The 21,066-nt window shown below is 69.0% G+C and carries 29 protein-coding genes; 3 read left to right on the forward strand and 26 right to left on the reverse strand.

Going from position 1 to position 21,066, the window contains the following annotated elements; genetic code table 11:
• Positions 1-20 precede the first annotated feature (20 nt).
• Both EDF48_RS01325 and EDF48_RS01330 read left to right on the forward strand, forming a co-directional pair.
• The gene (locus EDF48_RS01325; RefSeq protein WP_123293153.1) at positions 21-1,034 is read left to right on the forward strand and encodes an ATP-binding cassette domain-containing protein; all 1,014 of its coding nucleotides are present in this window, start codon (positions 21-23) and stop codon (positions 1,032-1,034) included.
• Complete coding sequence (locus EDF48_RS01330) at positions 1,031-1,864, forward strand: ABC transporter permease (RefSeq protein ID WP_123339476.1); 834 nt, start codon at positions 1,031-1,033, stop codon at positions 1,862-1,864. Before EDF48_RS01325 ends, EDF48_RS01330 begins: the two co-directional genes overlap by 4 nt.
• Before the next feature lie 10 nt (positions 1,865-1,874).
• On the opposite strand, the gene EDF48_RS01335 is transcribed toward EDF48_RS01330, so the two are convergent.
• The 8 genes from EDF48_RS01335 to infA form a co-directional block, all read right to left on the reverse strand.
• Positions 1,875-5,081 carry a BTAD domain-containing putative transcriptional regulator gene (locus EDF48_RS01335; protein WP_131877650.1) on the reverse strand — a complete coding sequence of 1,069 codons (3,207 nt, stop codon included), beginning with the start codon at positions 5,079-5,081 and terminating at the stop codon, positions 1,875-1,877.
• Between the two features lie 41 nt (positions 5,082-5,122).
• Complete coding sequence (locus EDF48_RS01340) at positions 5,123-6,241, reverse strand: aromatic acid exporter family protein (RefSeq protein ID WP_123293150.1); 1,119 nt, start codon at positions 6,239-6,241, stop codon at positions 5,123-5,125.
• 157 nt (positions 6,242-6,398) lie between these two features.
• Positions 6,399-6,968 (reverse strand): 50S ribosomal protein L17, encoded by a 570-nt coding sequence (gene rplQ / locus EDF48_RS01345; RefSeq protein ID WP_131845954.1) that lies wholly within the window; start codon positions 6,966-6,968, stop codon positions 6,399-6,401.
• 63 nt (positions 6,969-7,031) lie between these two features.
• Positions 7,032-8,027: a DNA-directed RNA polymerase subunit alpha gene (locus EDF48_RS01350; protein WP_071259847.1), complete on the reverse strand. Its 996-nt coding sequence runs from the start codon at positions 8,025-8,027 to the stop codon at positions 7,032-7,034.
• Positions 8,028-8,217: 190 nt separating this feature from the next.
• Entirely contained in the window at positions 8,218-8,616 is a 399-nt protein-coding gene (gene rpsK, locus EDF48_RS01355; protein WP_017885507.1) for a 30S ribosomal protein S11, read from the reverse strand.
• Between the two features lie 9 nt (positions 8,617-8,625).
• Positions 8,626-9,000 carry a 30S ribosomal protein S13 gene (gene rpsM, locus EDF48_RS01360; protein WP_058728274.1) on the reverse strand — a complete coding sequence of 125 codons (375 nt, stop codon included), beginning with the start codon at positions 8,998-9,000 and terminating at the stop codon, positions 8,626-8,628.
• Between the two features lie 186 nt (positions 9,001-9,186).
• Complete coding sequence (gene rpmJ, locus EDF48_RS01365) at positions 9,187-9,303, reverse strand: 50S ribosomal protein L36 (RefSeq protein WP_071276701.1); 117 nt, start codon at positions 9,301-9,303, stop codon at positions 9,187-9,189.
• 70 nt (positions 9,304-9,373) lie between these two features.
• Complete coding sequence (gene infA, locus EDF48_RS01370; RefSeq protein WP_017885509.1) at positions 9,374-9,595, reverse strand: translation initiation factor IF-1; 222 nt, start codon at positions 9,593-9,595, stop codon at positions 9,374-9,376.
• Positions 9,596-9,889: 294 nt separating this feature from the next.
• Here infA and EDF48_RS01375 point away from each other — a divergent pair, with 294 nt between their 5' ends.
• Entirely contained in the window at positions 9,890-11,176 is a 1,287-nt protein-coding gene (locus EDF48_RS01375) for an LCP family protein (RefSeq protein WP_165901022.1), read from the forward strand.
• A gap of 129 nt (positions 11,177-11,305) precedes the next feature.
• On the opposite strand, the gene map is transcribed toward EDF48_RS01375, so the two are convergent.
• From map to rpsS, 18 genes are all read right to left on the reverse strand, one after another.
• Positions 11,306-12,139, reverse strand: a complete 834-nt coding sequence (map, locus tag EDF48_RS01380; RefSeq protein WP_123293145.1) for a type I methionyl aminopeptidase — start codon at positions 12,137-12,139, stop codon at positions 11,306-11,308.
• Between the two features lie 6 nt (positions 12,140-12,145).
• Positions 12,146-12,736, reverse strand: coding sequence for an adenylate kinase (locus EDF48_RS01385; RefSeq protein ID WP_123293144.1), 591 nt, complete (start codon positions 12,734-12,736; stop codon positions 12,146-12,148).
• Positions 12,733-14,055, reverse strand: a complete 1,323-nt coding sequence (secY, locus tag EDF48_RS01390) for a preprotein translocase subunit SecY (protein ID WP_111083457.1) — start codon at positions 14,053-14,055, stop codon at positions 12,733-12,735. Before secY ends, EDF48_RS01385 begins: the two co-directional genes overlap by 4 nt.
• 147 nt (positions 14,056-14,202) lie before the next feature.
• On the reverse strand, positions 14,203-14,667 hold the full coding sequence (gene rplO / locus EDF48_RS01395) for a 50S ribosomal protein L15 (protein WP_027466723.1): 465 nt from the start codon (positions 14,665-14,667) through the stop codon (positions 14,203-14,205).
• Positions 14,664-14,849, reverse strand: a complete 186-nt coding sequence (gene rpmD, locus EDF48_RS01400; RefSeq protein WP_173168934.1) for a 50S ribosomal protein L30 — start codon at positions 14,847-14,849, stop codon at positions 14,664-14,666. The genes rplO and rpmD overlap by 4 nt, the downstream gene beginning before the upstream one ends.
• Complete coding sequence (gene rpsE / locus EDF48_RS01405) at positions 14,849-15,694, reverse strand: 30S ribosomal protein S5 (protein ID WP_131877654.1); 846 nt, start codon at positions 15,692-15,694, stop codon at positions 14,849-14,851. Before rpsE ends, rpmD begins: the two co-directional genes overlap by 1 nt.
• Positions 15,691-16,065: a 50S ribosomal protein L18 gene (gene rplR / locus EDF48_RS01410; protein WP_031259041.1), complete on the reverse strand. Its 375-nt coding sequence runs from the start codon at positions 16,063-16,065 to the stop codon at positions 15,691-15,693. The genes rpsE and rplR overlap by 4 nt, the downstream gene beginning before the upstream one ends.
• Before the next feature lie 2 nt (positions 16,066-16,067).
• Positions 16,068-16,604 carry a 50S ribosomal protein L6 gene (gene rplF, locus EDF48_RS01415; RefSeq protein WP_111083459.1) on the reverse strand — a complete coding sequence of 179 codons (537 nt, stop codon included), beginning with the start codon at positions 16,602-16,604 and terminating at the stop codon, positions 16,068-16,070.
• A 6-nt stretch (positions 16,605-16,610) separates the two neighbouring features.
• Positions 16,611-17,009, reverse strand: coding sequence for a 30S ribosomal protein S8 (rpsH, locus tag EDF48_RS01420; protein ID WP_017885519.1), 399 nt, complete (start codon positions 17,007-17,009; stop codon positions 16,611-16,613).
• 153 nt (positions 17,010-17,162) lie between these two features.
• Positions 17,163-17,756 (reverse strand): 50S ribosomal protein L5, encoded by a 594-nt coding sequence (gene rplE / locus EDF48_RS01425; RefSeq protein ID WP_111083460.1) that lies wholly within the window; start codon positions 17,754-17,756, stop codon positions 17,163-17,165.
• On the reverse strand, positions 17,756-18,115 hold the full coding sequence (gene rplX / locus EDF48_RS01430; protein ID WP_111083461.1) for a 50S ribosomal protein L24: 360 nt from the start codon (positions 18,113-18,115) through the stop codon (positions 17,756-17,758). Before rplX ends, rplE begins: the two co-directional genes overlap by 1 nt.
• Positions 18,116-18,118: 3 nt before the next feature.
• Positions 18,119-18,487, reverse strand: coding sequence for a 50S ribosomal protein L14 (rplN, locus tag EDF48_RS01435; protein ID WP_111083462.1), 369 nt, complete (start codon positions 18,485-18,487; stop codon positions 18,119-18,121).
• Positions 18,488-18,518: 31 nt separating this feature from the next.
• Positions 18,519-18,803 carry a 30S ribosomal protein S17 gene (gene rpsQ, locus EDF48_RS01440; protein WP_111083463.1) on the reverse strand — a complete coding sequence of 95 codons (285 nt, stop codon included), beginning with the start codon at positions 18,801-18,803 and terminating at the stop codon, positions 18,519-18,521.
• A complete protein-coding gene (gene rpmC, locus EDF48_RS19515) occupies positions 18,803-19,123 on the reverse strand; it encodes a 50S ribosomal protein L29 (protein WP_111083464.1) in 321 nt (106 codons plus the stop codon). The genes rpsQ and rpmC overlap by 1 nt, the downstream gene beginning before the upstream one ends.
• Complete coding sequence (gene rplP, locus EDF48_RS01450; RefSeq protein WP_111083465.1) at positions 19,123-19,542, reverse strand: 50S ribosomal protein L16; 420 nt, start codon at positions 19,540-19,542, stop codon at positions 19,123-19,125. Before rplP ends, rpmC begins: the two co-directional genes overlap by 1 nt.
• Before the next feature lie 2 nt (positions 19,543-19,544).
• Positions 19,545-20,357 carry a 30S ribosomal protein S3 gene (gene rpsC / locus EDF48_RS01455; protein ID WP_017885527.1) on the reverse strand — a complete coding sequence of 271 codons (813 nt, stop codon included), beginning with the start codon at positions 20,355-20,357 and terminating at the stop codon, positions 19,545-19,547.
• Positions 20,357-20,749 (reverse strand): 50S ribosomal protein L22, encoded by a 393-nt coding sequence (gene rplV, locus EDF48_RS01460; RefSeq protein WP_111083466.1) that lies wholly within the window; start codon positions 20,747-20,749, stop codon positions 20,357-20,359. The genes rpsC and rplV overlap by 1 nt, the downstream gene beginning before the upstream one ends.
• Positions 20,750-20,774: 25 nt before the next feature.
• Positions 20,775-21,056: a 30S ribosomal protein S19 gene (gene rpsS / locus EDF48_RS01465; protein WP_017885529.1), complete on the reverse strand. Its 282-nt coding sequence runs from the start codon at positions 21,054-21,056 to the stop codon at positions 20,775-20,777.
• Between the last annotated feature and the right edge of the window lie 10 nt (positions 21,057-21,066).

A 21,066-nucleotide genomic window follows, 5' to 3' on the forward strand; every position in this document is an offset into this window, starting at 1 on the left:
ATCGACGAAAGGACATTTCGATGACCACGACACCGCTCGCGGTGGAGGCCTCCGGCCTCGTGAAGACCTTCGGGACGAACCGCGCAGTGGACGGTGTCGACCTCCGTGTGGAGGCCGGCACGGTCTACGGCGTGCTCGGTCCCAACGGCGCCGGCAAGACCACCACCATCTCCATGCTCGCGACCCTGCTCAAGGCGGACGGCGGCGAGGCCCGGATCTTCGGGCACGACGTCCGGCGCGAGGCGCAGACGGTCCGCACCCTGATCGGGGTGACGGGCCAGTACGCCAGCGTCGACGAGACGCTCAGCGCGACCGAGAACCTGGTGATCTTCGCGCGCCTGCTCGGGTTGTCCCGCGCGGACGCGAAGCGGAAGGCCGTGGAACTGCTCGAACGCTTCGGGCTGACCGAGGCCGCGTCACGCCCGCTCAAGGGCTTCTCCGGTGGCATGCGTCGCCGGCTCGACCTGGCTGCGAGCCTCATCGCGCAGCCGCCGCTGATCTTCCTCGACGAGCCGACGACGGGGCTCGACCCCCGCACCCGTGCGCAGATGTGGGACACCATCCGCGAGCTCGTGGCGACGGGTTCGACGGTGCTGCTGACGACGCAGTACCTGGACGAGGCGGACCAGCTCGCCGACCGCATCGCGGTCATCGACCACGGCAAGGTCGTCGCCGAGGGCACGAGCGACGAGCTGAAGGCCTCGATCGGCAGTTCGTCGCTGCAGCTCCGCCTGACCGATGCGCTCCGGCTCGACGCCGCGCGCACGATCGTCCGGAACACCCTCGGTGTCGACGCGGTGGCCAGCCCCGAGGGCTCGCGTCTCACTGCACCGATGTCGGACCCCGACCGCGTGACGGACCTGCTGGTGTCGTTCCGCGAGGCCGGCATCACCCTCGCCGAGATGAGCGTGCAGAAGCCCACCCTCGACGAGGTCTTCCTGACGATCACCGGCGCACCGGCGACCACCGACGACGACGGCACCGACGACGACAACGACAGCACCGACCGCGAACTCGCAGGGAGCATCGCATGACCACCATCACCACCACCACGGGCACCGCTGCGCCCCGGATCACCCCGCGCCCCGGCGTCGGTGCGACCGGCCTCGGCGCCACCGTCCGGCAGTCGCTCACGATGGCGTACCGCGGGCTGATCAAGGTCCGGCGCACCCCCGAGCAGCTGTTCGACGTCACCCTGATGCCGATCATCTTCACCGTGATGTTCACGTACATCTTCGGTGGTGCGATCGCGGGTGACGTCGCGAGCTACCTGCCGATCATCATCCCCGGCATCCTGGTCCAGACGAACATCACGTCGTCGATCGTCACGGGCGTGCAGCTGCGCGAGGACATGGACAAGGGCGTCTTCGACCGCTTCAAGTCCCTGCCCATCGCCCGGATCGCCCCGCTCGCGGGTGCGCTGCTCGCCGACACCGTCCGGTACGCGATCGCCACGACGATCACCTTCACGGTCGGCATCATCATGGGTCTGCGTCCGGCCGGCGGCTTCGGTGCGGTCGTCCTGGCCGGGTTGCTGGTCATCGTCGTCGCGTGGGCGATCAGCTGGATCTTCGCCTACTTCGGCGTCGTCGCGCGGACGGCGTCGAGCGTCTCCGGCATCTCCAACATGGTGCTGTTCCCACTGACGTTCCTGTCGAACGCGTTCGTGCCGGCGGACACCCTGCCGGACTGGCTGCGCTGGTTCTCCGAGGTGAACCCGATCTCGCACCTCATCACGGCGGTCCGCGAGCTCGTGAACCACGGCACGGTGGGCGTCGACCTCTGGATCAGCCTGCTCGGCGCAGCGGTCGTGGTCGCGGTGTTCGCGCCACTGACGGTCCGCGCGTACATGCGGAAGGCCTGACGGGCGCGGATCAGCGCGCGCGGAACCGCAGCTCCTCGAGCAGGAGCCGCGCCTCCGAGACGGCCTCGGTCCGGTTCGATCCGGCCGAGGCCGTCTCGGCGTCCGCCAGCACCGCGTCGCCGAGGGCGTCGGCCAGCACCGACCGCATCCGTGGGTGCGCGAGCACGCCGAAGTCCTGCCGCGAACCGAGTCGGGTCGCCAGCCCCCAGCAGCGAGCGGCGTGCTCCGGCTGTCCGTCACGGGCGGCGGCGAGCGCCAGGCCGAGCAGGGCGGTCCCGATCACGGGCAGGTCCAGCCACCACGGGTGGACGCGCAGCATCACGAGCGCACCGACGCGCAGGCGTCTCGCGACCGCCACGTCGTCGACCGGGAGGCCCGGCGCGGCTCCGTCGGACCGGTGCACCGCCGCCTCGTCCCGCGCCGCGATCCGCGCCGAGCCCGCCATGAGCGTCCAGTGCGGCGTCTGCTTCCGCAGGGGCAGCACGGAGTCCCAGGCGCGGGCGTACTCCGCCGCAGCGTCGTCGAGGGCTCCTTCCCAGCGCGAGCACTCCGCACCGATGGCCATCGCGAGCACGCCGATCTGCACCCGGTCCTCGTCGAACCCGCCGCGGGCCTCGACCGGACGGTGCTGCAGGTCGTCGGCGACCTGCCGGGCACGGACGACGTCGCCGGTGCTCGCGGCGCAGAGGCCGACGGTCCAGCCGATCTCGTACAGGTCGTCGTCGGCCCCGAACCGTTCGAGTTGCTCGCGGGCGACCTCGGCGGACCGCAGTGCGTCGGCGTGCCGGCCGGTCTGCGCCAGGAGCTGGGTCATGGTGACGGCGATCGACCCGGTGGTCCAGGCGTCGTCGCTCGACCGCGAGAGCGTCTCGGCGCGGGTCGCGTACCGCAGGGCGACAGCGGACTCCCCGTCGTTCTCGGCGAGCGGCGCGCTGAGCATGTTCGCCAGGCAGGCGACCCCGGGCTCCGGGTCGTCGCGGTAGCGGGCGAGCAGGGCGTACCCGTCGGCCGGTCGCCCCAGGGTGAGGAGCAGCGCTGCCTGGGCGTCGAGCACCGCGAACCCGGTCGTGCCGTCGCGCATCACGCGGCGCAGGGTCGACACGGCGAGGGCTGCGGTGCGCTTGTCGCTGAACGCGGACGACCCGCCGGTGACGACGAGTCCGAGCACGGTCGCGGCACGGTCCTCGGTCGCGGGTCCGGTACGGCGCAGGACCGGGACGACCTCGGGGCCGAGTGCGACGACCTCGCCGTGGGCCCCGCGCAGCGACCAGTAGCCGCCGAGGGCCGCGAACAGGTGCGCGACCGCCGCGGTGTCGTCGGCCGCCAGGCTCCAGCGGAGCAGCGTGACGAGGTTGTCGGATTCGCGGGCGACCTCGCGGAACCGCTCGAGCTGGGCGGAACCCGTGATGGTGAGGAGGTTGCGCTCGGCTGCGAACCCACGGCCCCAGCTGATCATGGCCGCACGGACGGCCTCGGTGGCGCCACGGTCCCCCAGCCGGGCCGCACCGAACTCCCGCACCGTCTCGAGCAGCCGGTACCGCACGGGCTCGCCCTCCTGCTCGACGAGCTGCACGAGCGACTGCTCCACGAGCTCGGCGAGGTCGTCGAGCGCGTCCACCCGGCGGTCCGGGGCCGCGACGGCCTCGACGGCGTCGACCGCGAGTCCGTCCGGGAAGAGCGCCAGCCGGGTCAACAGGTCCTGGGCCCCGTCGTCGAGCAGGCGCCAGCTCCACTCGATCACGGCGAGCAGGGTGCGGTGCCGCTCCGGGGCGCTCCGGTCGCCGCCGCGCAGCAGCGCGAACCGGTCGTCCAGCCGGCGCTCGATCTCGTCGGCGCTCATCCCCCGGATGCGTGCAGCCGCGAGCTCGATGGCCAGCGGTGACCCGTCGAGCCGCGTGCAGATCCGGCGCACCGCGTCCACCGGCAGCACGGCTCCGGGTCGTGCGGCCCGCGCCCGCTCGGTGAACAGCCGGACGGCCGCCCCGTCGGCCTCGACGGGCAGGGGCGCGAGGGGAGCCACGACCTCGCCGGCGATGGCGAGCGGCGCGCGTGACGTCGTCAGGATCCGCAGCTCGGGCACGGTCGCGAGCAGGTCCGCGGCGAAGGCGGCGACCTCGGCCACCAGGTGTTCGCAGTTGTCCAGGACGAGCACGGTCGGCCCGTCGGCGAGCGCCCGCACGACCCGGGTGCGCAGGTCGGCCGCGACGGCGTCCCGGAGCGACCTGGTGGAGCGGAACTCGGCGATCCCGAGCAGCGCGCCGAGGGCTGGCACGACGTCGTCAGCCGTGGCGAGCGGCGCGAGCTCGAACACGACGACGCCCTGTGTCGGCGGCAGGCCGGCGGCGACCGCCTGCGCCAGGCGGGTCTTCCCCAGCCCACCCGCACCGAGGATCGTGACGAGCCGTCCGGCGGACAGCAGGTCCGAGACGGCGGCGAGGTCGGCCTCCCTCCCGACCAAGGTGTTCGGCGCAGCACGCAGGCCGACGCGGCGGACGCTGCCCGTGGCGGGGCCGGACCGACGCAGCAACTCGGCGTTGAGGCGGACCAGGTCGGCCGAGGGGTCGGCGCCGAGTTCGTCGGCGAGCCGGTCACGGTGCGCTGCGAAGGCCGCGATGGCCTCGCTCGTGCGGCCGGCCGCGGCGAGGGCACGCATCGAACCGGCGACCGCGACCTCGTCGTAGGGGTTGGCGACGGCCTCTGCTGCCCAGAGTGCGGCGGCCTCGTCGGCGTCGCCCTCGTCGAGCAGTGCACCGCCGAGCGCGCGTCGGAGTGTCCGCCGGAGCGCTGCCGCACGGTCCGCGAGTGCTGCGCCCAGGTCGCCGTCGACGTCGGCGCCCGGTTCACCACGCCAGAGGTCGAGGGCGGCACGGACCGCTGCCGGCTCTGCCTCGCCCACCGCACGCTCGGCGCGGGCGAGGTCGACGTCCTCGGGGTCGCCGCCCAACGCGTACCCGGTGCTCGTCGACACCACGAGGCCGTCCGCCACGCTCCGGCGCAGTCGGGACACGAGCGTCTGCAGCGCCGCACGGGCACCCCGCGGCTGCACGTCCGGCCAGAGGTCGTCGATCAGGGACTCGGTGGTCAGGGCGTGGCCGCGCGCGAGCACCAGCGCCGTCACGAACGACCGAGCGAGCGCACCGGGCACCGGCGACTGCCGGCCGTCCGCACCCGTCACCGTGACCGGTCCGAGGACGTTGATTCGGGGCGGGACGGTCACGGTGCGAGTCTACGGAGCGCCGGTGTCACGGGGTCCTCGCGTCAGCCGCGCGGACGGTGGAACGCCGACGGCCCCGTGCGGGTGTCGAGGTTGTCCGTCGCACGGCGCTCGGACTCCACGATGCCGCGGAGCGCCACGAGCGCGGACGCCGTCACCGCGACGTGCGAGGGGTTCTCGCGCGAAGCGTCGAGCGCCTGCTCGAGTCGCTCGATCGCCTTGTCGCCTTCGTCCTCGGGGCACTCCCCGCGGATCATGCACGCGAGCTGACGGAGCGCCTCCGTGAGGGGCTCGGTGAACGCCGGATCCGGACGCCCGATGTTCGCGGACACCGGACCCGACCGGGCGACGAGCTCGGTGAGGTCCGTCGTGTACCAGGCGACCCGTTCGAGCGCCCGGAAGCGTGCCCCGTCCTGCTGGAGCCGAGCCCGTGACCCGCGGAGCGCCCCGCGGGGGTTGATCTTCCGGCTCTCGTGCGCGACGGACACCCGCGCGCGCACGTCGGCGATCGCACGGTCGAGCTTGTCCTGCTGCCGGTTCCAGGCGTCCTCGTCGCGTTTGCCGGTCTCCAGCACGCGCGCGAGCCCCTCGAGGTGCTCGGCCAACACGGCGTTCACCTCGTCGATCCGACGTTCGGCGTCCCAGAAGTGCAGCGGTGGGAACACCAGGAAGTTCACGAGCAGGCCGACGACGACGCCGACGCCCATCTGCACCAGGTACCCGAACGAGTAGCCTTCGGCGTTCGCCCCGCCGACGAGCAGCACGAACAACGCCGCCGTCGAGACCCAGGTGCTGCCCTCGCCGAGCACCCGGAACCCGCCGACGAGCACGCCGATGCCGACCGCCAGGGCCACGGCGAGGATCCCCGGGTCGCCCACGATCATCGTGAAGCCCGCGACGGCGATGCCGAGCAGGATGCCGACGAGCGTCTGGATGCCGTTGCGCAGCCCCGCGTAGACCGTCGTCTGCATCGCGACGATCGCCCCGAGCGGTGCGTAGTACGGGTAGTCGGACGCGACCCCGGGCACGTGCCTGGCGATGAACCAGGCCAGTGCCGCGGCGCCGGCGGCCTTGGCTGCGTGCAGCAGTCGCGGCTGTGTGCCGGACGTACGGCTCCACCGCCACGCGCGGCGACCGACGCCCGCGATGTGTTGGAACTCCATGTGGTGACTCTCCCTGTCGGGCGGACACGCTACGGGGCGCCCACTGGGAAGGCGACGGTCCTGCGTTCTCCGGACGTCGGGGAGCAGGGGTAGCGCTCCAGAACGCGACAAAGCCCCCGCGACCTGGGTCGCGGGGGCTTCGTGGTGACGCGGGGTCCTACTTGGTGTCGTCGCTCTTCTCGGCGGCGTCGGCCTCGACCTCGGCGGCAGCCTCGGTCTCGGTCTCCGACTCGACCGGCGCGGACTCCTCGGTGGTCTCGGTCTCCTCGACCGGGGCCTCCTCGGTGGTCTCGTCGGCAGCCGGCTCCTCGACCGGAGCGGCGGCGGCCGGAGCCGCGGTGCGCTTCACCGGGGCGGGCGTGCCCGACACCGGCTCGAGGACGAGCTCGATCGACGCCAGCGGGGCGTTGTCGCCCTTGCGGAAGCCGAGCTTCGTGATGCGGGTGTAGCCGCCCTGACGGTCCTCGACCTGCGGGGCGATCTCCGTGAACAGCGTGTGCACGACGGACTTGTCGCGCAGGGTCGCGATGACCCGACGACGAGCGTGCAGGTCGCCGCGCTTCGCGAACGTGATGAGCCGCTCGGCGACCGGACGGAGGCGCTTGGCCTTCGTCTCGGTGGTCGTGATGCGACCGTGCGTGAAGAGGGCGTTGGCGAGGTTGCTCAGGAGCAGGCGCTCGTGAGCGGGACCGCCACCGAGGCGGGGGCCCTTGGTGGGCTTCGGCATGTCAGTTCTCCAGTGGTGAAAGTGGTGCGCGCGGTGTCAGCGCGCTTGCGCGTGAGCGCGAGATCAGTTGTTGGACTCGTCCTCGTCGTACCCGCTGTAGAAGTGGGCGCCGTCGAATCCGGGGACGGTGTCCTTGAGGGACAGGCCGAGCTCGGTGAGCTTGTCCTTGACCTCGTCCACCGACTTCTGACCGAAGTTGCGGATGTTCATGAGCTGCGTCTCCGACAGGGCGACGAGCTCGGACACCGTGTTGATGCCCTCGCGCTTCAGGCAGTTGTAGCTGCGGACCGACAGGTCGAGGTCCTCGATCGGCGTCTGCAGCTCGTTCGACAGGACAGCGTCGACCGGCGCGGGGCCGATCTCGATGCCCTCTGCGGCCGTGTTGAGCTCGCGAGCGAGCCCGAACAGCTCGACCAGCGTGCGACCGGCCGACGCGATGGCGTCGCGCGGCGTGATCGCCGGCTTCGACTCGACGTCGACGACCAGGCGGTCGAAGTCCGTGCGCTCACCGGCACGCGTCGCCTCGACGCGGTAGGTGACCTTGAGGACCGGCGAGTAGATCGAGTCGATCGGGATCTGACCGGCCTCGGAGAACTCGGAACGGTTCTGCGTGGCCGAGACGTAGCCGCGGCCGCGCTCGATCGTGAGCTCGAGCTCGAACCGCGCGGTGTCGTTCAGGGTCGCGATGACGAGTTCCGGGTTGTGGATCTCGACGCCGGCCGGAGCGGAGATGTCCGCTGCGGTGACCTGACCGGCACCCTGCTTGCGCAGGTACGCGGTGATCGGCTCGTCGTGCTCGCTGGAGACGACGAGGCTCTTGATGTTGAGGATGATCTCGGTGACGTCTTCCTTCACACCGGGAACGGTGCTGAATTCGTGGAGGACACCGTCGATGCGGATGCTGGTGACAGCCGCGCCGGGGATCGAGGAGAGGAGCGTGCGGCGCAGCGAGTTGCCGAGGGTGTAACCGAAGCCCGGCTCGAGCGGCTCGATGACGAAGCGCGAGCGGTGCTCGGAGATCGACTCCTCGGTCAGGGTGGGGCGCTGTGCAATGAGCACTGTGGGATTCCTTTCGGCGAAGTGTCCGCTATATGACACTTGGCGGTACGACGGGGCCGCGTGGGCCCCGACGGGTCTGTTGAGTTGTGATCACGCGCACCGATGTGCGCGATCGAACGACCAGGAATGGCCGCGGGCCCTGCCCGACCCCGTCAGGGGACGAGCAGGGCGCGGCCGGTTGCTCCTCGCGTCAGACGCGACGACGCTTCGGCGGGCGGCAACCGTTGTGCGCCTGCGGAGTGACGTCGTTGATCGAACCGACCTCGAGGCCAGCGGCCTGGAGCGAACGGATCGCGGTCTCGCGGCCCGAACCCGGACCCTTCACGAAGACGTCGACCTTCTTGACGCCGTGCTCCTGCGCCTGACGCGCAGCGGACTCGGCGGCGAGCTGCGCCGCGAACGGCGTCGACTTGCGCGAACCCTTGAAGCCCACGGCACCCGAGGACGCCCAGCTGAGGACGGCACCCGACGGGTCGGTGATGCTGACGATCGTGTTGTTGAACGTGCTCTTGATGTGGGCCTGGCCCACTGCGACGTTCTTCTTCTCCTTGCGGCGCGGCTTGCGCGCGGCAGTCTTGGGGGTAGCCATCGGGGTCTCCTATCGAGCCTTCTTCTTGCCTGCCACGGTGCGCTTCGGTCCCTTGCGGGTACGCGCGTTGGTCTTGGTGCGCTGACCGCGCACCGGGAGACCACGACGGTGGCGAAGACCCTCGTAGCTACCGATCTCGACCTTGCGACGGATGTCGGCTGCCACCTCGCGGCGGAGGTCACCCTCCACCTTGAAGTTGCCCTCGATGAAGTCACGGAGGGCGACGAGCTGGTCGTCGGTCAGGTCCTTGACGCGGATGTCACCGGAGATACCGGTCTCGGCGAGTGCCTGGACCGCGCGGGTACGGCCGACGCCGTAGATGTACGTGAGTGCGATCTCCACGCGCTTCTCGCGCGGGATGTCGACGCCTGCTAGACGTGCCATGTGATGGCTGCTCCTGTTGTCGATGGAGGTGTGGAGCAGTACCGGTGCCCGGGCCTCCGACCCGAGGTGTCCCCCGGCCGTCGTGCGACCGGGTTCTGGTACTGCGTTGTCGATCTTCAGTTGTGGGTCGTGCTCGAGCAGCCTGCTGTCCGAGGGACAGCGTCGGCGCCGGTCACGCGCCCGGGACTAGCCCTGGCGCTGCTTGTGACGCGGGTTGCTCTTGCAGATCACCATGACGCGGCCCTTGCGGCGGATCACTCGGCAGTGCTCGCACATGGGCTTGACGCTGGGGTTGACCTTCATTGTTCTTTCCTCGTGCTCGCTGGCTTCGTGCGCGGCAGGATTGCCGAGCCGTTCCTTTCCAGCTCGCGGATCACTTGTAGCGGTAGACGATCCGGCCGCGGGTCAGGTCGTACGGGCTCAGCTCCACGATCACGCGGTCCTCGGGGAGGATGCGGATGTAGTGCTGGCGCATCTTCCCGGAGATGTGCGCGAGGACCTTGTGTCCGTTCGTCAGCTCAACGCGGAACATCGCGTTGGGCAGAGCTTCGAGCACCGAGCCTTCGATCTCGATGACGCCGTCTTTCTTGGCCATAGCCTCACTGTCGCTTGGTTGTGGAACAGGTGTGATCCCCGAACCGGTCTGCGGGTCGGTCGCCACACCCGAGAGGGCATGACACGCCAAAGATCGATCTTATGTGGTAAACCCGCAATTGCCAAGTGCAGGCGCGGCACGCCCCCTCACCTGGGGCTTCCGCGAGCACGCCTGAGTGTTCCACAGTGGTTTGACGGCGTGCTCCGGGCCGGAGCTTGTGCCCGGACCGTAGCGTTGCTCCGCAGCCACGTCCGCCGCCCACGTACCCTGCGCGGACCACCGAACGGAGACCACGTGCCCGACGCCACACGACGCCCCTTCGCCGCACACGGCAAGCAGGCCCGCCGTCGCGGCTGGACCACGCTCGTGACCGTCGTGGCCTCGGCGCTGGCCGTCGTGCTCGTGAGCGGGACGAGCGTCGCCGCCATCGCCGGCGCCCAGCTGGCCACCGCACCGCAGACCGTGCAGCTCAGCACCGACGACCAGAGCACCGCGAAGACCGCCGACATCACGGCGATCAAGGGCGGGGCGAACATCCTGCTCATCGGCAGCGACACCCGCGTCGGACAGTTCGACTCCGACGAGGACGTCGAGGGCGCCCGCAACGACGTCACGATGCTCATCCACATCTCCGAGGACCACCAGCAGCTCACCGCGGTCAGCTTCCCCCGCGACCTGATGGTCCCGATCCCGGCCTGCACCAACCCCGCGAGCGGGACGACGTACCCGGCCTCGACCTCCGCCATGTTCAACACGGCGCTCGGCAACGGTGGCGTCTCGTGCGTCGTCGACACCGTCGAGAACCTCACCGGCCTGAGCATCCCCTACGCCGGGCTCATCACCTTCGACGGCGTGATCGAGATGTCGAACGCCCTGGGCGGCGTCGACGTCTGCGTCGCGGAGCCCATCGACGACACCTTCACCGGGCTGCACCTCACGGCCGGCTCGCACAACCTCGAGGGCTCCGACGCCCTCGCTTTCCTGCGCACCCGCCACGGCGTCGGCGACGGCAGCGACCTGGCCCGGATCAGCTCGCAGCAGGTGTTCCTGTCGGCGCTGCTCCGCAAGGTCACCTCCGACGGGACCCTGTCGAACCCCATCACGCTCTACAAGCTCGCCGGCGCGGCCCTGTCGAACATGACGCTGTCCGACGGCCTGGCCCAGACCCGCACCCTCGTCGGCCTCGCTTCGGCACTGCGCGGCATGAGCACCGCCAACATGCTCTTCGTGCAGTACCCCGTCGCCGACGACCCCGACGACAGCGCGCGGGTGATCGTCGACCAGGAGACCGCCCACACGCTCAACGTGGCGCTGCAGAACGACGTGAAGTCCTCGCTGAGCGACTCGAGCACCGGGCGCGCGTCCGAGGAGTCACCGACCGCCGGGGGCACCGCGACGACCGCACCGTCGACCGGCACCACACCGTCCGACACAGCGTCGGCGCCCGCGTCGAGCGGCGCATCGTCGGGGACGTCGTCCGCACCGAGCTCGTCCGCCACGAGCACGGCGACGTCGACCCCGCTGCCGTCGTCGATCACCGGGCAGAGCGCCTCCGAGCAGACCTGCTCCGTCGGCAACTGACCGCCGGACAGGGCTGACGGCGCGGCGCCCTCCGGGCACTGGGCAGACGCGTCTGCGCGCGGCGGGCGACGAGGCGGGGACGACCCGCGCCTCCTGGCCGTCGCGACCGAGGCAGCCTGGAGGCCCGTCCTACGGGATCGGGACGGGCGTCACGCCCAGCGGGGCCAGGCCCGCAGCGCCGCCGTCGGCGGCCGTCAGGACCCACACGCCGTCGGCGTGCACAGCGACACTGTGTTCCCAGTGCGCGGCGTCCTTGCCGTCCATCGTGCGGACGGTCCAGTCGTCGTCGTCCGTCGAGCTGTCGATCGTGCCCGCGGTGACCATCGGCTCGATGGCCACCACCAGGCCGGGCTTCACCGCCGGACCGGCACCGCGGACGCGGTAGTTGAAGACCGGCGGGTCCTCGTGCATGGAGCGACCGATGCCGTGCCCCGTGTAGTCCTCGACGATGCCCCAGGCGCCGGTCTCGTCGATCGCGTCCTCGACCGCGGAACCGACCTCGTGCAGGTTCTTCGCGTGGGCGAGCGCCGCGATGCCGTGCCAGAGCGAGCGCTCCGTGGTGTCGCAGAGCGTCTGGCGTGCTGCGGACACCTCCGCGTCACCACCGGGGACGACCGTGGTGAACGCGCTGTCGCCGTTCCAGCCGTCGACCTCGGCACCGGCGTCCACCGACACGATGTCACCGGGAGCGAGCACGCGGTCACCGGGGATGCCGTGCACGATCTCGTCGTTCACGGACACGCACAGCGTGTGCCGGTAGCCCGGCACGAGCTGGAAGTTCGGGATCCCTCCGCCGTCGCGGATCGTCCGCTCGGCGATCGCGTCGAGCTCACCCGTCGTGATGCCGGGACGGATCGCCGCACGCACGGCGTCGAGCGCCTCGGCGGTCAGCAGCCCGGGGCGCACCATGGCGCGGAGCTCGTCCGGCGTCTTGTAGATCGAGGGCTTGCGGAAGCGGACCACGCCGGGTCAGACGCCCGCGGTCAGCCCGCGAGCCGACAGCGCGGCCTGGATGCGGTCGCCGACCTCGTCGATCGCGCCGAGGCCGTCGACGTCGAGGACGAGACCACGGTCGCCGTAGGCACCGACGATCGGGGCGGTCTGCTCGGTGTAGACCTGCTGGCGACGACGGATCGTCTCCTCGTTGTCGTCACTGCGGCCCTGCTGCTCGGCACGCTTGAGCAACCGGCCGACGAGCTCGTCCTGGTCGGCGACGAGCTGCACGACCGCGTCGATCCCGGTGCCCTGCTCGGCGAGCAGCGCGTCGAGGTACTCGACCTGCCCGACCGTGCGGGGGTACCCGTCGAGCAGGAACCCCTCGGCTGCGTCGGCCTCGTTCAGGCGCGACTTCACGAGCTCGTTCGTCAAGGAGTCCGGCACGTAGTCGCCGGCGTCCATGATCGCCTTGGCCTGCACACCGAGCGGCGTGCCCTCTGCGACGTTCTTGCGGAAGATGTCGCCCGTCGAGACCGCCGGGATCCCGAAGGACTCGGCGATCCGCCCGGCCTGGGTGCCCTTCCCCGCTCCGGGGGGTCCGACGATGATGAGACGTGCGCTCAACGGAGAAGCCCTTCGTAGTGACGCTGCTGCAGCTGCGAGTCGATCTGCTTCACGGTCTCGAGACCGACACCCACGATGATCAGGATGCTCGCGCCACCGAACGGGAAGTTCTGGTTCGCGCCGAACAGCGCCAGTGCTGCCAGCGGGATGAGCGCGATGAAACCGAGGTAGAGCGAGCCGGGCAGCGTCACCCGGGTGAGGACGTAGTCGAGGTACTCGGCGGTCGGACGACCGGCACGGATGCCGGGGATGAACCCGCCGTACTTCTTCATGTTGTCGGCGACCTCTTCGGGGTTGAAGGTGATCGCCACGTAGAAGTACGTGAACCCGACGATGAGCAGGAAGTACAGCACCATGTAGAACAGGTTGTCGCCGGAGACGAGGTTGTTCTCGATCCAGGTGACCCACGCCGCGGGCTCGGAGCCGTCCGAGGGCTTGTTGAACTGCGCGACCAGGGCCGGCAGGTACAGCAGCGACGACGCGAAGATGACGGGCACGACGCCGGCCATGTTCACCTTGATCGGGATGTACGTGTTGTTGCCGCCGTACGTGCGTCGGCCGACCATGCGCTTGGCGTACTGGACCGGGATCCGCCGCTGCGACTGCTCGACGAACACGACGGCCATCATGATGACCAGTCCGACCAGGATGACGAACAGGAAGAGCTCGAACGACTGCGACTGCTCGATGGCCCACAGCGCCGACGGGAACTGCGCCGCGATCGACGTGAAGATGAGGAGCGACATGCCGTTGCCGATGCCGCGCTCGGTGACGAGCTCGCCCATCCACATGATGAGGCCGGTACCGGCGGTCAGCGTGACGACCATGAGCATGATCGCGTACCAGCTGTCGTTCGAGATGATCGACGAGCAGGAGGACGACGCGTTCGTGCCGAAGAGGGCACCCGAGCGGGCGACCGTGATCAGGGTGGTGGACTGCAGCACGCCCAGCGCGATCGTGAGGTAGCGCGTGTACTGCGTCAGCTTCGCCTGACCGGACTGGCCCTCCTTGTAGAGGGAGTCGAAGTGCGGGATGACCACGCGCAGGAGCTGCACGATGATCGACGACGTGATGTACGGCATGATGCCGAGCGCGAAGACCGAGAGCTTCAGCAGCGCGCCGCCGGAGAACAGGTTGATCAGGTCGTAGAGACCGCCGGACGACGAGGCGCTGGCGAGACAGCTCTGCACGGCCGCGTAGTCGACGAACGGTGCCGGGATGTACGACCCGAGGCGGAACAGCGCGATGATCGCGAGGGTGAAGCCGATCTTCTTGCGAAGATCAGGGGTGCGCATGATGCGCGCGACCGCTCTGAACACGAGGACTCCGAACTTCTGGGACCGGGGCCGTCGATCGCGGCCGTTCCGGTGTCGGTCGGCAGGGCCGACCAGGCTGGCGGATGCCGGCCACTGTCAAGGAAACCGTAACGGCGGCCCGTGCGCAAACGCACGGGCCGCCGACGGGGGTTACTGGGAGACGGTGCCGCCAGCAGCCACGATCTTCTCGGCGGCGGACGCCGAGACCTTGTCGACCGTGACCGTGATCTTCACGGTGATGTCACCCTGACCGAGAACCTTGACCTTCTCGTTCTTGCGGACGGCGCCCTTGGCGACCAGGCCCGCAACGGTGACGTCGCCACCATCGGGGTAGAGCTCCGAGATCTTGTCCAGGTTCACGACCTGGTACTCGACCCGGAACGGGTTCTTGAACCCGCGGAGCTTCGGGGTGCGCATGTGCAGCGGCATCTGCCCACCCTCGAAGCCGACCCGGACCTGGTAGCGGGCCTTCGTGCCCTTGGTACCACGCCCAGCGGTCTTGCCCTTCGAGCCCTCACCGCGACCCACACGGGTGCGGTCCTTCTTGGCGCCCTCTGCGGGGCGGAGGTGGTGCAGCTTCAGCACCTGCACGCGCTCGTTCTTCTCGTCGCTCATGCGTCGACCTCCTCGACCTTCACGAGGTGCGCCACCGTTGCGATGTACCCGCGGTTCTGGGCGTTGTCCTCACGCTCGACCGTACGGCCGATGCGCTTGAGACCCAGGCTGCGGAGCGTGTCGCGCTGGTACTGCTTCTCGCTGATAACGGACTTGATCTGCGTGATCTTCAGCGTCGCCATCACGCACCTGCCTTCTCGGTCGCGGCACGCAGTGCTGCGGCCTCGGCCTGGAGCAGACGAGCCGGGACGACCCGCTCGACGTCGAGGCCACGACGGCTCGCGACGGCGCGGGGCTCCTCGAGCTGCTTCAGAGCCTCGACGGTCGCGTGCACGATGTTGATGGTGTTCGACGAACCGAGCGACTTGCTCAGGACGTCGTGGATGCCGGCGCACTCGAGCACGGCGCGGACGGGACCACCGGCGATGACACCGGTACCCGGGCCAGCCGGACGCAGGAGGACGACGCCAGCAGCGGCTTCACCCTGCACGGGGTGCGGGATGGTGTTGCCGACGCGGGGGACGCGGAAGAAGTTCTTCTTCGCCTCTTCGACACCCTTGGAGATCGCCGTGGGGACCTCCTTGGCCTTGCCGTAGCCGACGCCCACGAGGCCGTTGCCGTCACCCACGACGACGAGCGCCGTGAAGCTGAAGCGACGACCACCCTTGACGACCTTCGACACGCGGTTGATGGTCACCACGCGCTCGAGGAACTGGCTGTCGCCACCGCGGTTGTTGCGGTCGCGGCCCTGCTGACGGTCACGACCGCCACCACGACGGCCGCGGTTGTCAGCCGAGTCGCGGTTGTTCGATGCGGAACCGGCAGCGGTCTCGACGGGACGCTCGGCGACGGCAGGTGCCTCCGCCTCCTTGCCCTTCGCGGCGGTGTCGGTGCCCTCAGCGGCTGCCTCGGTGCCCTCAGCAGTTGCCTCGGTGCCCTCAGCGGTCGCCTCGGTGGTCTCGACGGCGTCCGTGGCCTCGACGGCCTCGGTCTTGGCGTCTTCGTTGGTGTTCGCGTTGTCGCTCACAGGTTCAGCCCTCCTTCACGGGCACCATCGGCGATCGCGGCGACGCGACCGGCGTACTTGCTGCCACCGCGGTCGAAGACCACGGCCTCGACGCCAGCCGACTTCGCGCGCTCGGCGAGGAGCTCACCGACGCGACGGGCCTTGGCGGTCTTGTCGCCGTCGAACGAGCGGAGGTCTGCCTCCATCGTCGAGGCGCTTGCGAGGGTGTGACCCTTCGCGTCGTCGATGACCTGCACGAACACGTGACGCGACGAGCGGGTGACGGCGAGACGGGGACGAGCCTCGGTGCCGGTGATCTTCTTGCGGAGACGGTTGTGACGACGCGCCTTGGCGGCCGCCTTGCTCTTGCCTCGTGTCTTGAGGAGTCCCATGATCACTTACCTGACTTTCCGGCCTTGCGGCGCACGTTCTCGCCGGCGTAACGGACACCCTTGCCCTTGTACGGCTCGGGCTTCCGGAGCTTCCGGATGTTCGCCGCCACTTCGCCGACTGCCTGCTTGTCGATGCCGGCGACCGTGACCTTGTTGTTGCCCTCGACCGCGAAGCTGATGCCCGCGGGCGGCTCGACCGTGATCGAGTGGGAGTACCCGAGCGCGAACTCGAGGTTCGAGCCCTTCGCCTGCACGCGGTAACCGGTGCCGACGACCTCGAGGCCCTTGGTGTAGCCCTGGGTCACGCCGATGATGTTGTTGGCGATGAGGGTACGGGTCAGGCCGTGGAGCGAACGCGACTCGCGCTCGTCGTCCGGACGGGTGACGAGAACCTGGTTCTCCTCGACCTTGGCCTGGATGGGCTCCGCGATGACGAGCGCGAGCTCGCCCTTCGGGCCCTTGACCGCCACGCTCTGACCGTCAACGGAGACGGTCACGCCGGCGGGGATGTCGATGGGAAGACGTCCGATTCGTGACATTGTCGATCACCACACGTAGGCGAGGACTTCCCCACCCACGCCCTTCTGCTCGGCTTCGCGGTCGGTCAGCAGGCCGGACGAGGTCGAGAGGATCGCCACGCCGAGGCCACCGAGGACCTGGGGGATCTCCGTCGACTTCGCGTAGACCCGGAGGCCCGGCTTCGACACGCGCTTGATGCCGGCGATCGAACGCTCGCGCTCGGGGCCGTACTTCAGGTCGATGGTGAGGGTCTGCCCGACTCGGGCGTCCTCCACCTTCCACTCGCTGATGTAGCCCTCACGCTTGAGGATGTCGGCGATGTTCTTCTTGAGCTTGGAGCTCGGGAGCGCGACGGCGTCGTGGTGCGCGGAGTTCGCGTTCCGCAATCTGGTCAGCATGTCTGCGACCGGATCGGTCATCGTCATGATGTTCGTCCATTTCTCGCCTGGTTTCGACACCCGTTCCACGAATGCCGACCTGAGCGATCGAGTGATCCCGGGGCGGTTCCCCAGGATCGGTGTGTTCGTGCGTGCGGGCCGGAGGACGTGAATCCTCCGGCCCGCACCGCCCGAAGTAGTTTAGACCGTCTGCTCGTTGGAGCGGAACGGGAAGCCGAGCTGACGGAGCAGCGCGCGTCCCTCGTCGTCCGTCTTCGCGGTGGTGACGACAGTGATGTCGAAGCCGCGGACACGGTCGATGCGGTCCTGGTCGATCTCGTGGAACACGGACTGCTCCGAGAGACCGAACGTGTAGTTGCCGTTCCCGTCGAACTGCTTGTCGCTGAGACCGCGGAAGTCGCGGATGCGGGGCAGTGCGAGGGAGATCAGGCGGTCGAGGAACTCCCAGGCGCGGTCACCACGGAGGGTGACGTGCGCACCGATCGCCTGACCCTCGCGCAGCTTGAACTGCGCGATGGACTTGCGAGCGATGTTGACCTGGGGCTTCTGACCCGTGATCGCCGTGAGGTCCTTGATGGCCCCCTCGATGATCTTCGAGTCGCGAGCGGCCTCGCCGACACCGGTGTTCACGACGACCTTGACCAGGCCGGGGACCTGGTTGACGTTCGCGTAGCCGAACTGCTCGGTGAGCGTGGCCTTGATCTCGTCCTTGTACTTCTGCTTGAGGCGCGGCTGGGCCTTGGGGGCCTCAGTCGTTGCAGTCGTGTCAGTCATCAGAGCGTTTCACCTGACTTCTTGGCGTAGCGGACACGGACGGTCTTCTTGACCCCGCCCTTCTCCACCTCTTCGGTACGGAAGCCGACGCGGGTCGGCTTCTTCGTCTTCGGGTCGACGAGAGCGACGTTGGACACGTGGATCGAGGCTTCGTGCTTCTCGATGCCACCCGTCTTCGAGCCGCGCTGCGTCTGGCCGACGCGGACGTGCTTCGTGACGAAGTTCACGCCCTCGACGACGACGCGCTGCTTGTCCTTGAGGACCTCGATGACCTTGCCCTGCTTGCCACGGTCGCCGCCACGCTCCTGCGTCGCGCCCGTGATGACCTGGACGAGGTCACCCTTCTTGATGTTCGCCATGGCTTACAGCACCTCCGGCGCGAGCGAGATGATCTTCATGAACTTCTTGTCACGGAGCTCGCGACCGACCGGACCGAAGATGCGCGTGCCGCGCGGGTCGCCGTCGGCCTTGAGGATCACTGCCGCGTTCTCGTCGAACTTGATGTAGGAGCCGTCCTGACGACGAGTCTCCTTCTTGGTGCGAACGATGACCGCCTTGACGACGTCACCCTTCTTCACGTTGCCGCCGGGGATGGCGTCCTTCACCGTGGCGACGATGACGTCACCGAGACCGGCGTAGCGACGACCCGAACCACCGAGCACGCGGATGGTCAAGATCTCCTTGGCACCCGTGTTGTCGGCGATCTTCAGGCGGGATTCCTGCTGAATCACTGCTGTCTCCTATTCCGAAGCAGGCCGAGGCCTACTTGGCCTTCTCGAGGATCTCGACCAGGCGCCAGCGCTTGGAAGCGCTGAGGGGACGGGTCTCGCTGATCACGACGAGGTCGCCGACACCAGCGGTGCCGAGCTCGTCGTGGGCCTTCACCTTGGACGTGCGACGGATGATCTTGCCGTAGAGCGCGTGCTTCACGCGGTCCTCGACCTCGACCACGATGGTCTTGTCCATCTTGTCGCTGGTCACGTAGCCGCGACGCGTCTTGCGGTAGCCGCGAGTGAGGGCGGCGGAGGTCTTCTCTTCGTTCGCCATTACTTCTCCTCGGCGGTCTCGGCCTCGGTCGACTCAGCCGGCTTGTCAGCCTTCTTCGTCGTCTTCTTGGCCTTGGTGGCGGTCTCGACGGGCGCGGGAGTGGCACGGATGCCGAGCTCGCGCTCGCGGAGGACGGTGTAGATGCGAGCGATGTCGCGCTTGACGGCACGGAGACGACCGTGGCTCTCCAGCTGGCCGGTGGCCGACTGGAAGCGGAGGTTGAAGAGTTCCTCCTTGGCCTTCTTCAGCTCGTCAGCGAGACGCTCGTTCTCGAACGTGTCGAGCTCCGTCGGACGGAGCTCCTTGGAACCGATCGCCATTATGCGTCGCCCTCCTCGCGCTTGATGATGCGTGCCTTGAGGGGCAGCTTGTGGATTGCACGGGTCAGCGCCTCACGGGCGATGTCCTCGGTGACGCCGGAGAGCTCGAAGAGCACACGACCCGGCTTGACGTTGGCGACCCACCACTCGGGCGAGCCCTTACCGGAACCCATGCGGGTCTCAGCCGGCTTCTTCGTGAGCGGACGGTCCGGGTAGATGTTGATCCAGACCTTGCCGCCACGCTTGATGTGACGCGTCATGGCGATACGAGCGGACTCGATCTGACGGTTGGTCACGTACGCCGGGGTGAGGGCCTGGATGCCGTAGTCGCCGAAGCTAACCTTGGTACCACCGGTTGCCTGACCCGAACGCTTCGGGTGGTGCTGCTTACGGTGCTTGACTCGACGGGGAATAAGCATGGTTACGCCTCAACTCCTGCGCCGGCCGGCGCGTCCTGCGGGGCCTGCTGCGGGCGGCGGTCACCGCGGTCGCCGCCACGACGGTCGCCGCCACGGTCGCCACGCTCACCGCGCGGGCCGCCACGACGCTCGGGGCGCGACGAACGCTGGTTCGCCTGCTCGCGAGCGAGCTCCTTGTTCGTGATGTCGCCCTTGTAGATCCAGACCTTCACGCCGATGCGGCCGAACGTGGTCCGGGCCTCGTAGAAGCCGTAGTCGATGTTCGCGCGGAGGGTGTGCAGCGGCACACGGCCTTCGCGGTAGAACTCCGAACGGGACATCTCGGCGCCGCCGAGACGGCCCGACACCTGGATGCGGACACCCTTGGCGCCGGCGCGCTGTGCACCCTGCAGGCCCTTGCGCATGGCGCGACGGAACGCGACACGAGCGGAGAGCTGCTCGGCGATGCCCTGCGCGACGAGCTGGGCCTCGGTCTCGGGGTTCTTGACCTCGAGGATGTTCAGCTGGATCTGCTTCTTGGTGAGCTTCTCGAGCTCACCGCGAACGCGCTCCGCCTCGGCGCCGCGGCGGCCGATGACGATGCCCGGACGCGCCGTGTGGATGTCCACGCGGACACGGTCACGGGTGCGCTCGAGCTCGATGCGAGCGACACCGGCGCGGTCGAGGGTCTTCTTCAGGTACTCGCGCACCTTGATGTCCTCGGCCACGTAGTCGGCGTAGCGCTGACCGGCCTTCTTGCTGTCGGTGAACCAGTGCGAGACGTGGTCCGTCGTGATCCCGAGACGGAAGCCGTACGGGTTGACCTTCTGGCCCATTAGTTGCTCGCCTTCTTGCTCGTCGCGGCAGCCTCGGCCTCTTCCGGCGTCGCGAGGACGACCGTGATGTGGCTGGTGCGCTTGTTGATGCGGAAGGCCCGGCCCTGGGCGCGCGGCTGGAACCGCTTCAGGGTCGTTCCCTCGTCGACGAAGACGCGGCTCACGTAGAGGTCGCGCTCGTCGAGGAAGCTGTTCGTCGAGTCAGCCTTCACCCGGGCGTTCGCGATCGCCGAGGCGACCAGCTTGTACACGGGCTCCGAAGCGCCCTGGGGGGCGAACTTCAGGATGGCGAGCGCCTCGTGGGCCTGCTTGCCGCGGATCAGCTCGATGACGCGACGGGCCTTCTGAGGCGTGACGCGGATGTGTCGCACGCGTGCGATCGACTCCACCATTTCGTTCCTCCTCTGCGTCCCCGCGTTAGCGGCGACGGCCCTTCTTGTCGTCCTTCACGTGACCACGGAAGGTGCGGGTCGGCGCGAACTCGCCGAGCTTGTGACCGACCATCGACTCGGTGACGAACACCGGGATGTGCTTGCGGCCGTCGTGCACCGCGATGGTGTGACCGAGCATGTTCGGGACGATCATCGACCGTCGCGACCAGGTACGGATCACGTTCTTGGTGTTGGCCTCGTTCTGCGTGACGACCTTGCGGAGCAGGTGCTCGTCGACGAAGGGGCCCTTCTTCAGACTGCGTGGCATCTTCTGAACT

This window comes from Curtobacterium sp. PhB191 (assembly GCF_004346515.1).
In the GTDB taxonomy this organism is placed as follows: domain Bacteria; phylum Actinomycetota; class Actinomycetes; order Actinomycetales; family Microbacteriaceae; genus Curtobacterium.